Origin of the sequence: Loigolactobacillus zhaoyuanensis (genome assembly GCF_003946385.1) — a bacterium.
GTDB classification, from domain to species: Bacteria; Bacillota; Bacilli; order Lactobacillales; family Lactobacillaceae; genus Loigolactobacillus; species Loigolactobacillus zhaoyuanensis.
Genome location: NZ_RHOE01000012.1, coordinates 1 through 14,518 on the forward strand (window position 1 = coordinate 1; position 14,518 = coordinate 14,518).

A 14,518-nucleotide genomic window follows, 5' to 3' on the forward strand; every position below is an offset into this window, starting at 1 on the left:
GCCGTAGTCCAGTTTTTGATTGGGTAAGTTCCTTTAAGATTGCTAATTTTTCGAGTACCGTATGTTTAGATCTGGGCATACAAAAATCCCTCCATAGTTGTTAGATGAATTATTGTATTTCATCTGACAACCATAAAGGGATTATCGCATTAGGCTCTTTTTTCGTGCGGACATTTTTGCTTATGGTAAGATGAAGCTAAAAGGTGGTGCCAGCGATGAAACCAAGTAAACGGACTCGTTTATGGCAAATTATTAAAGTGTTACGTCAATATAATGTGTTACATGATTTTACTCATCAAACGCACCCAGAGCAGGTTCGCCAAGCTTTTATTGAGCTGGGGCCCACCTTTATTAAAGTTGGCCAAATGTTATCGACACGAACGGATTTGGTGACGCCGGAGTTTGCTAATGCGCTAAAAGAGTTGCAAGATCAGGTGCCGGCTGATGATTTTACGCAGGTTAAAGCGACTATTGAAGCACAAACTGGTCAGCCCTTGACGGCACAATATCAGCAATTTGAACAACAGGCTTTTGCTTCAGCATCAATGGGCCAAGCGCACCACGCAGTTACTAAAAGTGGTCAGCAGGTAGTGGTGAAGGTGCAACACCCCAATATTCGTGCCGCGGTGATCACTGATCTGGCCTTGTTTCAAAAGGCCATCAGTCTGCTTAAGTTTGTTCCTGAAGCTAGTGTGATCGATCCGCAAGCCATTTTTCGGGAAATTAAGCATGCGTTGTTTAGTGAATTAAATATGCAACTCGAAATAACTAACGGTCAACGGTTCTATGAATTAAATAATGACTGGGATATTATCCGTGTGCCTAAAATAGATACTGAACTTTCACAGGGAACGGTTTTAGTTAATCAAGCAATGCCGGGCAAAAGTATCGCAAGTTATTTGCCGGATATGTCAACAACGCAGCGCCAATATTTAGCTGATACACTGGTCCATAATTTTCTAAAGCAAGTATTTACTGACGGTTTCTTTCATGCTGATCCCCATCCAGGTAATATTTTATTGACACAAACGAAAATCCCGCCTGTGACTCAAACTAAGCGCACTTTTCAGCGCGCTAATTTAACTTATACCCAAACAGAAAACTTGCCGGCATACCGGTTGGTCTATTTAGATTTTGGGATGATGGGGCAACTAACACCAGCGCTGATCACTGGCTTGGCTAACGTTGTTATTGCGGTCACTAGTAAGGATAGCCGCCAAATCGGTCAAGCTGTGTTAGTGATTTGTAATCGGGTCGGTACGGTGGATGAGGAAAGCTTCTACCAACAGTTAGGCGCATTTATGCAGCCGTATTTTAATGCTGGGCTAGGCGAGATCGATTTTGAGAGCTTACTTTATGGTATTATCCAGCTTTGTCGCGCTAACCAATTACAAATGAAGCCGGAAGTTACCTTATTACTTAAAGCTTTTGGCGTGTTGGAAGGAACCGTTGCCCAATTAGCGCCAGATTTATCGATGCTAACTGTGGCACAGCAATTTGCCAAAGATTATTTTCAGCAACATTTTGATTGGCGACATGAGTCTGAAGTGGGGGCACTTAGATTATGGCAACTCACTAAAGCCGTTCCACAGTTACCTTTGAAGTTACTCAGCGCGCTTGAAATTTTCGAGCGCGGCGATACCAAAGTGAATTTAGAATTTAAACAGCGCGATGGTCTGCTGGACCGACTTGAAGCAATCATCAATCGATTGGTGATCGCGATTATTTTAGCGGCGTTGATCATTGGCTCCTCGCTACTAGTTCAGTCACGGCAGCCAGGCGATGCGATCGCCAAGCTTGGCTTACTGGGTTATAGCGCTGCGTTATTGGTGATGCTGAGTTTACTTGGTAGTAATTTATACCATCGTTATCAACGCTGGCACCATAAACATTAGCGTGAGCCACAAATCTTCTATTTAAATTTAAGAGGGAATATAATGCAAACTTTAATTATTGTCGCTCACCCGCAATTGGCGGAATCGAGTACACAACAATTTTTACGGCAAGGCGCTAATTTAGCTGATGCAACTTGGCGCCCGTTGCAGGCACCATTTACACTAGCAACAGAACAAGCTAAGCTACTTAGCGCGGAGCGGATCATTTGGCAATTTCCGCTTTATTGGTACAGTGCGCCGGCGATTCTAAAAAGCTGGCAAGATCAGGTATTAACTAGTGAGTTTGCCTTGCGCCAGCAATCGTTGGCTGGCAAAGAACTAGGCATTGTGGTCACGACTGATACAAAGGCGAGTGCGTACCAATCTGGCGCTGCAGAACAATTTACGCTAGCCGAATTATTGCGGCCATATCAAGCGTTGGCCAATAAGTTGGGGTTACGTTGGTTGCCACCATTTGCGATCCATCAATTTAAATATCAAACTGAGATCCAGCAACAACAACTGTTGATCGATTATCAACAATATTTGACTTTGCCGCAGCCGGCAACTTTTGAGCAGCGGCAACAGTGGTTTGAACAGCGATTGCAGCAAATGACGACCCGTGCGCCGGCGATGCAAAAAGAAACACTACAATTATTAGGTGAGCAACTTGCCACTAATCGAGATAACTTAGCGGAATTACGCTGGACGGTAGAACAGATGCGGGAGGATGAATAATGGCCGATTCTTGGTTATATCAAACGGCACAACAATTGGCGCAAACAAGTAGCGACTATGAAGAACGGGCTTTTTTTCAAGCGCTAAGTCAGTTGGCATTGGAACAAGAAAAGCGAATTGAGCAAGCTCAAGGTGAGATCGATGGTCGTAGCTGGGATGAGCAAGCTTGGTGAAAATCAGCGTTATTTAGACTAACTCACAGCTTGAAAATTATTTGGATTGCTGTTTTCCAAGAAGGGAGACCACAATGGATGATCAAGAAACCGCTGAGTTCTGGGATGATTTTGCGCCGGATTACGTGGCGGCACAGAATGAATCGCGCTTACCGATCACCGCTGATCTAACGCGCTATTTAAGTCAACAAAATATTTTACCAGAGGCGAGTGTGCTGGATATTGGCGGCGGCGCTGGTCGGTTTGCTTTACCGTTTGCCCAGGTGGCGCGGCAAGTCACGATCAGTGATATTTCACAGCAAATGTTAAATTTTGCGCGGCAAGTTGTTGCTAATACGAGCTTGACCAATTTAAAATTTCAGCATGCTGCTTGGTCACAACTACCAGCACAGCCACAAGCTGACGTGGTTTTTGCCAGTATGTTGCCGCTAGCGCCCGATGAACTAGCTAAATTTAGCCAGTTAGCGGGTCACTTTGCGGTGCTAAATCGTGCGGTGACGCATACAGATAGCATTACTACCGAGTTGCAGCAATTACTTGAGCTACCACCAGTTGAGGATCCAACTAATGACGCGGCAATTTTTATTGCCTACGAAAAGCAGGTACAACAACTCGGTTACCAGCCGTGGCAACGCACCTTCACCTACCAGCTAACGGAACAAGTCACTCAAGCAATGCTGGAAGCTGAATTAATGGCTGACTTATCTGCGCCGCAACAGCTGATATTCCAGCAATGGTTAGCACAACGGTTTGCACAACGATCAGAGATCACGGCGCAACAAACCTATATTTTTAAGACTTTGATCTGGCGAGTTTAGCTAGATATTTTGCTGCATTGACGGTGGCTAATTTAGCTTGAGGCGGCTATAATATAAGCAAAGTAACGAAAATAATCGTGAGGTGCAAAAATGATAACGGTATTTGACGTGCTAAAAATGGTTACCATCGACCATACGCCGGTTGATGTGCAGCAACTTGTTATGACGGATACGGCTGGCAAGCCGAATAGTATTTTAACTGACTTACTCAATGATGTTTTGGGTAAGATTCGGATTTTTATCGACTTGCAAGAAATTACTGGGATCAATCAATTAGTCAATGAACTAAAAATGTTTACACCGTTGCCAGTAGATGTATTAGATGAATACGAAAAAATTTTGGCGCAACCAGTTAGCAGTATCAATTTTACACCACGCAAACAACAAATCGAATTAGTTTACGATGAATACACGTATTAATTAAATAGTAGGGTCGTGACGGAATTAATTTTGTCGCGACCCTACTATATTTGTTACTGGCAGCTTTTGAGCCAACATCGAACGCAAACGTGTGTTCTCTAATCCGTAAATATATGTTATAGTGACATTAAATAAATAATAAAAGTAACGGCTAAATAAAAATAATTTTTAGAAAGTAGGCGTAAGGATGCGCTTCTTACATACAGCTGATTGGCATATCGGTAAAAAACTACACGGCTATGATCTGTGGTCGGAACAGGAAGATGCTTTTCGGCAAATTTTAACACTAGCCCAACAAGAAAAGGTCGATGCGATCGTATTGGCCGGCGATATTTATGATCGGGCGCTGCCGAATGAACGTGCCGTCGCAACGGTTAACCAGATGTTGCAGGAAATTAATTTAACGGCACATTTACCCTTATTGGCAATTTCCGGCAATCATGATAGTGCGATTCGTTTGGAAACAGGCAGTCCGTGGTTTGCGGCCACTGATTTTTATTTGCATACAAAATTAAGTCAGGCGTTTACGCCAATCGAATTAGCGGACACGCAATTTTTCTTGCTGCCTTATTTTGAACCTTTTGCAGCACGTCAATATTTTGCCGATGATAAGTTACGAACGATCGCCCAGGCGATGCCCCCAATCGTGGCGGCAATGCAGAAACAATTTAAGCCGGATAAGAAGCATGTGTTGGTGGCGCATTTCTTTGCTGCAGGTAGCCAACAAAGCGATTCAGAGACTAAAGTAACCGTTGGTGGCTTGGATGCAGTACCAACTGATAGCTTAGCTGCTTTTGATTATGTTGCGCTCGGTCATTTACATAATGAAACGGCATTGCACACTGAGCGAATCAAGTATAGTGGCTCACCGCTAAAATTTTCTGTGTCGGAAGCCCAGCAGCAAAAGGGGGTCTGGTTGGTTGATACGGAACCATTTCACGCCGCGTTTCTACCATTAACACCATTACGGGATGTGGTTGAGCTAACGGCTAGTTTTGCTGAGCTGATCGATCCGGCGTATTATGCGCAAGTCCAGCGGGATAGTTATCTGGCAATTAATTTAACCGATACTAAAGTGATCCCCAATGTGATGCAAGAATTGCGAAAGATTTACCCCAATATTTTAAATTTAACTCGTAAAAACGGCCGTGAAGCCACTGCCGCACCGACTATTCAGGTACAAGTACGTTCGCCATTAGTACTACTAGACGATTTTTTTCAAGAAACAACGGAACAAAAGCTGACTCAGCAACAACAAAAGTGGGCAGCAACTGCGCTTAAAGATGCTCAAAAGGAGGGTGAATAAAATGCGTCCCTTAACGCTAACCATGACCAATTTTGGCCCTTATGCGCAAGAAACTATTGATTTCACAAAATTTCAGGAACTGCCATTATTTTTAATTAGTGGTAAAACAGGTAGCGGTAAGACGACTATTTTTGACGGCCTTTGTTACGCGTTATTTGGTGTGACGTCGGGACAAGAGCGTGATGGTAAGATGCTGCGCTCTGATTTTGCAACGGCAGCTGATTTAACACAAGTTAGTTTTCGTTTTACCCATCGTGATCGTGAATATGTAATCGTTCGGCAGCCAGATCAGCTAGTGGCGAAGAAACGTGGTGACGGCTACCGTGATCAACCGGCTAAGGTCTCGTTGATAGTTTATGAACACGGCCAGGAGACAGAGGAGATCACTAAGCAAACGCTTGTGCTACGTTTTATTCAGGACTTGCTCCATTTGGATGCGAACCAATTTGCCCAAATCGTCTTATTGCCACAAGGAGAATTTCGTAAATTCTTGATGGCGGATAGTAATGATAAAGAAAAAGTATTACGCAATCTATTTGGGACGCAACTTTATGAGCGGTGGGCGCAAGAACTGAAAAATCAGCGGCGCGAAGCTGATAAAGCATTGACCCAAGCAAACCAGCAAGTTAGTGCTATTTTGCAGCAAGCTTATTGGTTGCCAGAGTTTCAAGACAGGGCTACTGCAACGAATCCTAATGATACAGTTGCGGCCTTGCAGCAACAATTACCACAATTAGAACAACAAGCTAATGTGGCAGAACAACAGGTACAGGTAGCGCGACAGGCTGAGCAACAGCAACAAACGGCCTTAACGTCAGCCCAACAACAGTTGCAATGGTTGCAGGAGCAAAGTGAAAACCAAACAGCTTTAGTCGCATTGCAGGCGCAGGCACCAGCAATAGCTGCTTTGCAGCAACAAATTCAAGCATTAGAGTGGGCACAAGGCGTCCAACCATTAAGCCAGCAACAGGCGCAACTGGCACAACAACAGCAAAATTTACAACAAAAATTGACTGATCTACGCCAGCAGCAACCTGATCTACAAGCTGCACTAACGACAGCAACAACGCAGCTAGATAAACTACAAGTAGTAGCTGATCAGCAAACGACCAAGCAGGCGCAACTACGCCAAGGCCAGACTTTGCTACCACTTTATCAAGAAGTTGCTCAATTGACGCAAGCAGTCACGGCAGCAACTGCTGATGAAGGGCAAGCCCACCAAGCAGAGCAAATTTTAGTGGCCAAGCAAACTGAATTGACGACGGAACAGACGCAGTTAAATGATTTAGTCGCCACTGGGACTCAGGTCGCTAATGAACTAGCCAATTTAACCAACCAACAGCAACAACAGCAACGAATTCAGCAACAGATCATTGAATTACAGCAGCAAGCAACACAATTAAGTACAACTGGCAGTGCGTTAGCTGCGCAACAAACTAAGTTAGCACAGTTACACCAGACTAGTGCGGCGACTGAAGCTACTTTTTTACAAGTCAAAAGTGATTGGGCGTTGACGCAGATCGCTCGTTTGCAGCAGGACTTATTACCAGGACAACCGTGTCCAGTTTGCGGTTCAACCACACACCAAGTCGATACAGTGGTAACCGAAAAAGTAGTTAGTGAGCAGGATTATCAGGTGGCAGAAACAGCTTGGCAACAGGCTCAAGCAGCGGTAGAACGATTGGCGGGCCAAGTTGAAAGTGCTAGTCAACATTTACAGCAGCAACAAGCTGATTGGCAGCAAGCTGTCACGACTTTAATTGAAAATAATGATTTACCGGCAGTGGAATTAGTCGATTTAGCCACTGTTATTAGTCAACAGCAAAACCAGTTAGCAACCGAATTACAGGAAAAACAAGTACAGCAAGAACGACTGACTCAAGCGACTATACGGTTAACTGAAATTAAGACAGAATTGACGAGCAATCATGCTGCTATCCAGCAACAACAAGCCAAACGGCAACAACAACAGCAGTATTTGATTAAATTACAAACTAAGCAACAAAGCAAACAACAGCAGCTGCCTAGTGATTTTACTGATCAAGCAGCTTTACAGCAACATTTAAATCAGTTACAGCAACAGATCACGACCTATGAACAGGCCCTAAACCAGGCTACAAAACAGCAACAAACAGCCAAGGAAGCTCAGCTAGTTAATCAGACACAAGTCGATGAGCAAACTAAGCAATTGGCACTAGTCACGCAGCAGGCGCAGCAAAAACAAAAAGAGTTGGAACAAGCATTAGCCAAAGCCGATAAATCCGCAGCGCAGTTACAACAACTTTTAGCTGAATTGACTCAACTCAACGCTTATCGCAAGCAAGTGCAAGCATTTAATGATCACCAATTACAGTTAGAAACACGGCAACAGAGCTTGGCAACACAAATAACGGTCACTGCACCACCTGATTTACGTAAACTTAAGACGACACTCGAGCAGACTACGGCCGATTTACGAAGACAAGAAAAAATGTACTATCAATTGAAGGAATACTGGCAACGTGATCAGCAGGTTTTGACTAAGGTGACCGAAAAGTTAGCTGGGATCCAGCAGCAAATGACTGCGTTAGCTGAATTGTCGCAGCTGGCCGAAGTTGCAAATGGGGATGGACCGCAAAAACTTAGTCTGGAACGTTACGTTTTACAAACTTATCTGCGTGAAGTGCTGCACGTTGCCAATCAGCGGCTAAGCGAATTAACGCAAGATCGTTATCAATTCCAATTACGAACCGCTAATGGCAGTTTTCGGACAAATACAGGTTTAGAAATTGATGTATACGATGATAATTGTGGTGCTGTGCGTAGCGTCCATACATTATCCGGTGGCGAAAGCTTTATTGCCGCTTTAACATTAGCTTTAGCGTTAGGCGAAGTGATTCAGCAGGAATCTGGCGGCGTTGAGATCGAAGCCTTGTTTATTGATGAAGGTTTTGGCTCGTTGGATGAGGATGCGCTGGAAACGGCCTTAGATGCGCTGGAAACGGTAGAAGGTAAGCAGCGCATGATCGGTATTATTAGCCACGTTAAAGAATTACAAGAGCGCGTGCCAGATCAATTGCAAGTGCTGACCAATGGTAATGGGCAAAGTCATGTTCGCTACCAACTTGGTTTTGAGCTGTAGGTTTTAGTTATAAAAAGCTGTACTAACGCGGATCTTAGTTTAGTAGCATAATTTATAATTACAATACGATTAATTTAAGATTAATATTAAATTAAAAAACAAGTTGACAATCAACTTAAAAATAACTAACCTTTATATTAAGACGTGAATCGAAACTTGATTTGTTGAATAATTTAAATGGTGTGGTGAATAGCGTGATAAAAAGGTATGATAGCGAAAAAATTAAGCAATTAGTCTTTAATATTTATCAGGCGTACGGTTTTTCCACAGATGCAAGTCGTAAGGTGGCCAACACACTTATTTATACTGATCTGCACGGAATTGAATCGCACGGGGTCCAGCGCTTGGTGATGTACGATCATTTTATCCAAAATGGTAAAATTCGAGTGAATAGTCACCCTGAGATCGTCAAAGAAACTGATGTCAGCGCCGTAGTGGACGCTAATTTTGGTATTGGTCAACTAAATGGTATTTATAGTATGAATTTAGCTATTGAAAAGGCAAAAAAGCATGGCATTGGTATTGTCACTACACGCCGCTCAGGTCATTATGGCATTGCTGGTTATTACGCTGATATGGCAGCTCAGCAGGGATTGATCGGAATGTCGTCGTGTAACTCGCGGCCAGCAATGTTACCAACGCATGCGACTAAGGCATTTGTTGGAACTAATCCAATTGCGTTTGCGATGCCGGCTAAACCACATACTTTTATTTTTGATTGTGCTACGACAACCGTTCCGCAGGGAAAAATTGAAGTCTATAATAAGTTGGAAAAAGATTTACCAGCGCTATGGGTGGCAAAAAATGGCGCTGAACCAGTTTATGATCATAATCAAGTTGACGACTTCAAAGCGCTACGTGATCCTGACTCAAATGTTGGCTTAGCGCCATTAGGTGGGGTTACTGAGGAAACTGGTAGCCACAAAGGCTTCGGCTTAGGCATCATTGTTGAAGTTTTCACCTCAATTTTATCAATGGGTAATATTTCGACTGAGATCACACCGGAAAACTTAGAGGTTGGTCCTTGTCAAAGTTTTACCGCCATTGATCCAGCTATTTTTGGCGATAAGCAGCAAATTATCGATCGCTTTTCGCGTTATCTGCAAGATATTCGCGAGCTACCAGCTATTCCGGGTAAAACTATTTATGTTCATGGTGATAAGGAAGCTGCTGCCTACGAAGATCGGATAAAGAATGGTATCGAAATTGATGATCGAACACTTGAAGAAATAACCGATATTGCGCAGCGGTTAGGAATTGAATATGCTGCTTTTATGAAATAGATTCATTGAAACTTCTACCATAATCGGTGGAAGTTTTTTTAGTATTTAGTTGTTTCAGCAGCATACATAAAATCAGTTAATTTTTAGTGCTAAATAGGTGTATTTACATGAAAACAACGATAAATAACCGTTTTTAATCATTCTTTAATGTAAAAAATAAAAATATTTTGGCGTTTTTTGGATAAAAAAGCTATTTTTGTAATCTAAATAAAGGGGCATAAAAGACTATCAGAGCAAGAATATCTGCTTTGTATGAAAAAGTTGTATTGCAAGAGATTACAGCGGCATGACAATATTGCGTAAAAATCATGATCTGTAATGGTTTAGGTATTTGTTTGTTACAGCGAGTTGCTATAATCATCCTCGTTGATTGAATTACATCAGCAGTCGCGTGAACGTTGTTATTAACAAACTAATCTTACAAACCCAATTTAGGAGTGATTTTTATTTTATTAAGTAACCGTATTAAAATGTTAGTTTTATCTACTGTTGGTGCCGCTAGTTTATTCGTTGGTGGCGTTGCTCAAGCAAGCGCAGCTACCGTAACTGCTCAAGCAGGTGACACTGTTGCTGAATTGTCTAACGCAAATGGCGTTTCAATTACGGCTTTTGAACAAGCAAATGGCATTAACTCAAGCACACATTTGATCTACGCGGGACAAACTTATACATTGCCTGGTACGACACAGACAACAACTACTACTGTTGCGGCGCAACCTGCAGCAACACAAACACAAGCGGCACAACAAACAACACAGACAACTCAAGCTGCTACAACAGCTTCAACAACCACAGCTGCAGCAACAACTTCTGGCTCAAGTTCAGATGAAGCCGCTAAAGCTTGGATCGCCAACAAAGAATCTGGTGGTTCATACACTGCAACTAACGGTCAATATATTGGTAAATATCAATTAAGTTCTTCATACTTAAATGGTGATTACTCAGCTGCTAATCAGGAAACAGTAGCCAATAACTATGTAACTTCACGTTACGGTTCATGGACGGCTGCGCAATCATTCTGGCAAGCAAACGGCTGGTACTAGGCTTAAAATAAATCAGTAAAACAAGAGTGTAGCATAAGACGTTTAGCTTAGTCTGTCACTCTACAATTGTAGATATATTAGCAACTTTGCTAATATATCTTAGATACTACGAACGATGCGACTTAGACTTGCTCTTTCTAAAGTTTGCTGTAAGCAGAGTAAGTTAGCCTCCATTCCGTCGCCAGTGGACGGAGCGAGTGGCGCGTTGGCGAGCTAATTTTCCCTGGATAAACCCAAAAGCGGACGGGAAAATGGATCTCGCCAGCCACGCATAGTTCTAAATGGCATAAATCGCCATTAAGAACTATCGACACATCTGGTCCACTGGCGTCTCCATTCCAGCAGGCAATAATTGAACGTTCAATTGTTGATTGTTTAAGTAGTAATCAGAGTATAAATACCGGAAAAACAGTTGAAAGGCTGTTTTTCCGGTATTTTTATGCGCACATAACCTACGATAAAACTATGAATTCACTAATAACGATTGGTCAATCTCGATTGAACCAACTAAAACGTTTGATCCAATTCATGAAATACTGATCTAACACTGCCAACGTGCTACGCGTTCCATACGCCAGCGCCGGAATGGAACCAAACAAAATCTGTTTACAAGTTGATAGGACAGACATGCTTCAGAAAGAACTATTTTACTTATATCATAACCTTTTTTTATATTGTTTACTGAAATTCAGCTCAGATAGCACCAAATAGATGGCTTAAAAAGGTACATTTCAGCAACCAAACGTTTTTTCTGTCATAATGGAAGTTAACTTGAAGAAATGAGGTGGCAATATGCCACGAATTACCCGTTTCCAAATTCGTCAATTTCTACTGATGATCGTTGCCTTAGAGATCATTGCCGTTAGCATTAACTTATTTTATGCGCCCCATGCCGTTGCGGCTGGTGGTGTTACTGGTGTTGCTATCTTAGCGGAAGCTGCTTTTGGCTGGTCAGTATCTGCGGTGGTACTGATATTGAATACAATATTATTGATCATCGCTTATTTTTTTCTAGAGCGGGCAACAGTAGCGCGGATCGCTTTTGGCAGCTTCGTCTTGCCATTGTGTTTAGCGTTGACGCCACAAGTCAAGGTTTTGCAGGACCGGCTACTGACTGTAGTTGTTGGTGGGGTTATTTTTGCACTTGGCGTATCGTTGCTATACCGCATGGATGCTTCCAGCGGTGGAACAACGGTGCCGCCGATGATTTTGAAAAAATACTTCCAAATCAAGCCAGCGGTGAGCTTATTAGTGATCGATGGTTTAATTTGTCTCGGTAATCTATTGACCGCTAATTTTGAAACTTTTGTGCTGGCATTGTTGTCGTTGGTAGTAACTTCATTACTAATGAATTACATTGAAACGGGGCTAGATCGTAAGCGGGTGATCTACGTCATGAGTGATCGGGAAATGGAAATTAAGGCATTATTAGTTGATGATATGGCGCGCGGTTTGACTGCCTTGCAGGTGACTGGCGGCTTTAGTGGGGATGCACGGGAAATGTTGATGATAGTGGTAGAAAATCAAGATTATCCGCAAGTGATCAAGCAAATTCGGAGACTTGATCCGGCTGCATTCTTAATGGTTCACGATGTCGCGGAAGTCCATGGTGGAATTTTATGAAAACGGCAGGCTATTTTAAGCAATACTGGTTTTAGGTTACAGAAAAGTGTTATTATCGAGCCACAGCGTTAGAAATTTTTAGAAATTAGTAGGTAAGGTAAATGCAGAAAAATAATTTACGCAATAAATTATCGGTTGCTGGCGTGTTGGTCACGCTGGGAATTGTGTATGGTGATATTGGTACATCGCCGCTGTATGTGATGAACGCAATTGTCGCCGATGCTGGCGGTTTACAGAAAGCAACGCCCGACTATATCATCGGTAGTATTTCTCTGATTTTTTGGACACTAATGTTGGTGACCACCGTTAAATACGTGTTGATCGCCTTGCGGGCTGATAATAATGGTGAGGGCGGTATTTTTGCACTCTATGCTTTGGTGCATAAGCATGCACGTTGGTTGATGGTTCCGGCATTGATCGGTGGGGCTGCTTTGCTAGCGGATGGGACCTTAACGCCTGCTGTGACAGTGACCAGTGCGGTCGAAGGCTTAAAAGGGCAAGACTTTGGTCGCTTTGTTTTTAGCAATGATCAAAATGTGGTGGTCTTGACTACGATCATTATTTTGCTGCTGCTATTTACGATCCAACGCTTTGGTACCGCCACGATCGGTAAAGCGTTTGGTCCGATCATGCTATTGTGGTTTGCGTTGATCGGGACGATCGGTTTTGTTAATATGTTGCCTAACCTTGAAGTATTGAAAGCTTTATCGCCAGTCTATGCGGTCAAAACACTGTTTAGTCCAACCAATAAAGCCGGGGTCTTCATTCTCGGCAGTGTTTTTCTGGCCACAACTGGGGCTGAAGCATTGTATTCGGATATGGGTCATGTCGGCAAGAAAAATATTTATGCCAGCTGGCCATTTGTTTATGGCATGCTAACCTTGAGTTATTTTGGGCAAGGTGCGTGGTTGATTCGTAATTACCATTCACACGCTGTCAGCGGTTTTGCCAATCCTTTCTTTGCGGTTATACCAGCCCAGTTTAAATTATTTGTGATCATTGTGGCAACGTTAGCCGCAATCATTGCCTCACAAGCACTAATAACTGGCTCCTTTACGTTGGTCGCCGAAGCGATTCGACTGAAGATATTGCCACGCATGGTGATCAAGTATCCTAGTACTGAGCGGGGCCAGATTTATTTGGGCAATGTTAATTGGTTATTATGTTTGGTGACGGTAGGCGTGACGCTGTATTTTCGCACCTCTGAGCATATGGAAGCAGCGTATGGCCTAGCAATTACAGTGACCATGTTGATGACGACCCTATTGTTACACACGTATTTGCAACAAAAAATAAATCGATTAGTCGCGCTATTGATCACTTTATTTTTCGGTTCAGTAGAAATCGTGTTCTTTATTGCCAGTGTGGTCAAATTTGCCCACGGTGGCTATGTGACCGTCTTAATTACTTGCTTGATTCTGTCGGTAATGGCAATTTGGTTTTATGGCAATAAGATCCGTGATCGCCATGAATCTGAGCGTGAATATGTGTCGTTGTTAGCTTATCGCAACCAATTAGTTGAGTTATCGGCGGATGAAACTGTGCCGCTTTACGCGACTAATCTAGTTTATATGGCGAAAATGAAGCCAGGACATATGATCAAGCGCAGTATGTTATATTCAATTTTGGATAAGCGACCGAAACGGGCACGGGTTTATTGGTTTGTCACGGTGGTGATCACCGATGATCCGTATACGCAAAGTTACAAGGTTGACATGATGGATACAAAGAGCGTGGTCAACGTCACGTTATATCTGGGTTTCCGGCGTAATCAGTGGATCAATGTCTATATTCGGCAGATCATTCAAGATTTAATGCGTGAGAAGAAAATCGATTATCAACAGCAACGCTACACCACGATTCCTGATCGACACGTTGGCGATTTTAGGTTTGTTGTACTACGTGAACTACTCTCACCAGCCACTAATATTTCTAACTGGGAAAGGTTGATCATCGGTGCGCGTATCTGGTTGCAAAATCATACTGCTTCGCCGATTCAATGGTTCGGCCTTGAATTTAGTGACGTGAGTATTGAGGCGGTACCCCTGATCCTCGGGAAACGTTATCACATTAAATTAAAACAAATTAAATAAAAAAGCAGCGACTGATCAAAACGATA

11 protein-coding genes are annotated in these 14,518 nt (G+C 42.9%); all 11 read left to right on the forward strand.

Annotated features, from left to right (window positions below; translation table 11 throughout):
* The first annotated feature begins 215 nt into the window (after positions 1-215).
* Positions 216-1,895, forward strand: coding sequence for an ABC1 kinase family protein (locus tag EKM76_RS04110; protein WP_125549431.1), 1,680 nt, complete (start codon positions 216-218; stop codon positions 1,893-1,895).
* Positions 1,896-1,937: 42 nt separating this feature from the next.
* A complete protein-coding gene (locus EKM76_RS04115) occupies positions 1,938-2,612 on the forward strand; it encodes an NAD(P)H-dependent oxidoreductase (RefSeq protein ID WP_125549432.1) in 675 nt (224 codons plus the stop codon).
* Complete coding sequence (locus EKM76_RS13405; protein WP_164507578.1) at positions 2,612-2,785, forward strand: hypothetical protein; 174 nt, start codon at positions 2,612-2,614, stop codon at positions 2,783-2,785. The genes EKM76_RS04115 and EKM76_RS13405 overlap by 1 nt, the downstream gene beginning before the upstream one ends.
* Before the next feature lie 74 nt (positions 2,786-2,859).
* A complete protein-coding gene (locus EKM76_RS04120) occupies positions 2,860-3,603 on the forward strand; it encodes a class I SAM-dependent methyltransferase (protein WP_125549433.1) in 744 nt (247 codons plus the stop codon).
* A 90-nt stretch (positions 3,604-3,693) separates the two neighbouring features.
* Positions 3,694-4,023 (forward strand): hypothetical protein, encoded by a 330-nt coding sequence (locus tag EKM76_RS04125; RefSeq protein WP_125549434.1) that lies wholly within the window; start codon positions 3,694-3,696, stop codon positions 4,021-4,023.
* Between the two features lie 187 nt (positions 4,024-4,210).
* Entirely contained in the window at positions 4,211-5,329 is a 1,119-nt protein-coding gene (locus tag EKM76_RS04130; RefSeq protein ID WP_125549435.1) for an exonuclease SbcCD subunit D, read from the forward strand.
* Between the two features lies 1 nt (position 5,330).
* Entirely contained in the window at positions 5,331-8,450 is a 3,120-nt protein-coding gene (locus EKM76_RS04135) for an AAA family ATPase (protein WP_125549436.1), read from the forward strand.
* Positions 8,451-8,644: 194 nt separating this feature from the next.
* Positions 8,645-9,733: an Ldh family oxidoreductase gene (locus EKM76_RS04140; RefSeq protein WP_125549437.1), complete on the forward strand. Its 1,089-nt coding sequence runs from the start codon at positions 8,645-8,647 to the stop codon at positions 9,731-9,733.
* A gap of 470 nt (positions 9,734-10,203) precedes the next feature.
* The gene (gene apf, locus EKM76_RS04145; RefSeq protein ID WP_125549474.1) at positions 10,204-10,776 is read left to right on the forward strand and encodes an aggregation-promoting factor; all 573 of its coding nucleotides are present in this window, start codon (positions 10,204-10,206) and stop codon (positions 10,774-10,776) included.
* A 792-nt stretch (positions 10,777-11,568) separates the two neighbouring features.
* Positions 11,569-12,399, forward strand: coding sequence for a YitT family protein (locus EKM76_RS04150; protein ID WP_125549438.1), 831 nt, complete (start codon positions 11,569-11,571; stop codon positions 12,397-12,399).
* Positions 12,400-12,500: 101 nt separating this feature from the next.
* Positions 12,501-14,492 carry a KUP/HAK/KT family potassium transporter gene (locus EKM76_RS04155; RefSeq protein WP_125549439.1) on the forward strand — a complete coding sequence of 664 codons (1,992 nt, stop codon included), beginning with the start codon at positions 12,501-12,503 and terminating at the stop codon, positions 14,490-14,492.
* Positions 14,493-14,518: the final 26 nt, after the last annotated feature.

Excerpts from the sequence above, each read along its gene's own strand:
- EKM76_RS04110 (WP_125549431.1), top strand. The coding sequence starts at position 216 with ATGAAACCAAGTAAACGGACTCGTTTATGGCAAATTATTAAAGTGTTA.
- EKM76_RS04115 (WP_125549432.1), top strand. The coding sequence starts at position 1,938 with ATGCAAACTTTAATTATTGTCGCTCACCCGCAATTGGCGGAATCGAGT.
- EKM76_RS13405 (WP_164507578.1), top strand. The coding sequence starts at position 2,612 with ATGGCCGATTCTTGGTTATATCAAACGGCACAACAATTGGCGCAAACA.
- EKM76_RS04120 (WP_125549433.1), top strand. The coding sequence starts at position 2,860 with ATGGATGATCAAGAAACCGCTGAGTTCTGGGATGATTTTGCGCCGGAT.
- EKM76_RS04125 (WP_125549434.1), top strand. The coding sequence starts at position 3,694 with ATGATAACGGTATTTGACGTGCTAAAAATGGTTACCATCGACCATACG.
- EKM76_RS04130 (WP_125549435.1), top strand. The coding sequence starts at position 4,211 with ATGCGCTTCTTACATACAGCTGATTGGCATATCGGTAAAAAACTACAC.
- EKM76_RS04135 (WP_125549436.1), top strand. The coding sequence starts at position 5,331 with ATGCGTCCCTTAACGCTAACCATGACCAATTTTGGCCCTTATGCGCAA.
- apf (WP_125549474.1), top strand. The coding sequence starts at position 10,204 with ATGTTAGTTTTATCTACTGTTGGTGCCGCTAGTTTATTCGTTGGTGGC.
- EKM76_RS04150 (WP_125549438.1), top strand. The coding sequence starts at position 11,569 with ATGCCACGAATTACCCGTTTCCAAATTCGTCAATTTCTACTGATGATC.
- EKM76_RS04155 (WP_125549439.1), top strand. The coding sequence starts at position 12,501 with ATGCAGAAAAATAATTTACGCAATAAATTATCGGTTGCTGGCGTGTTG.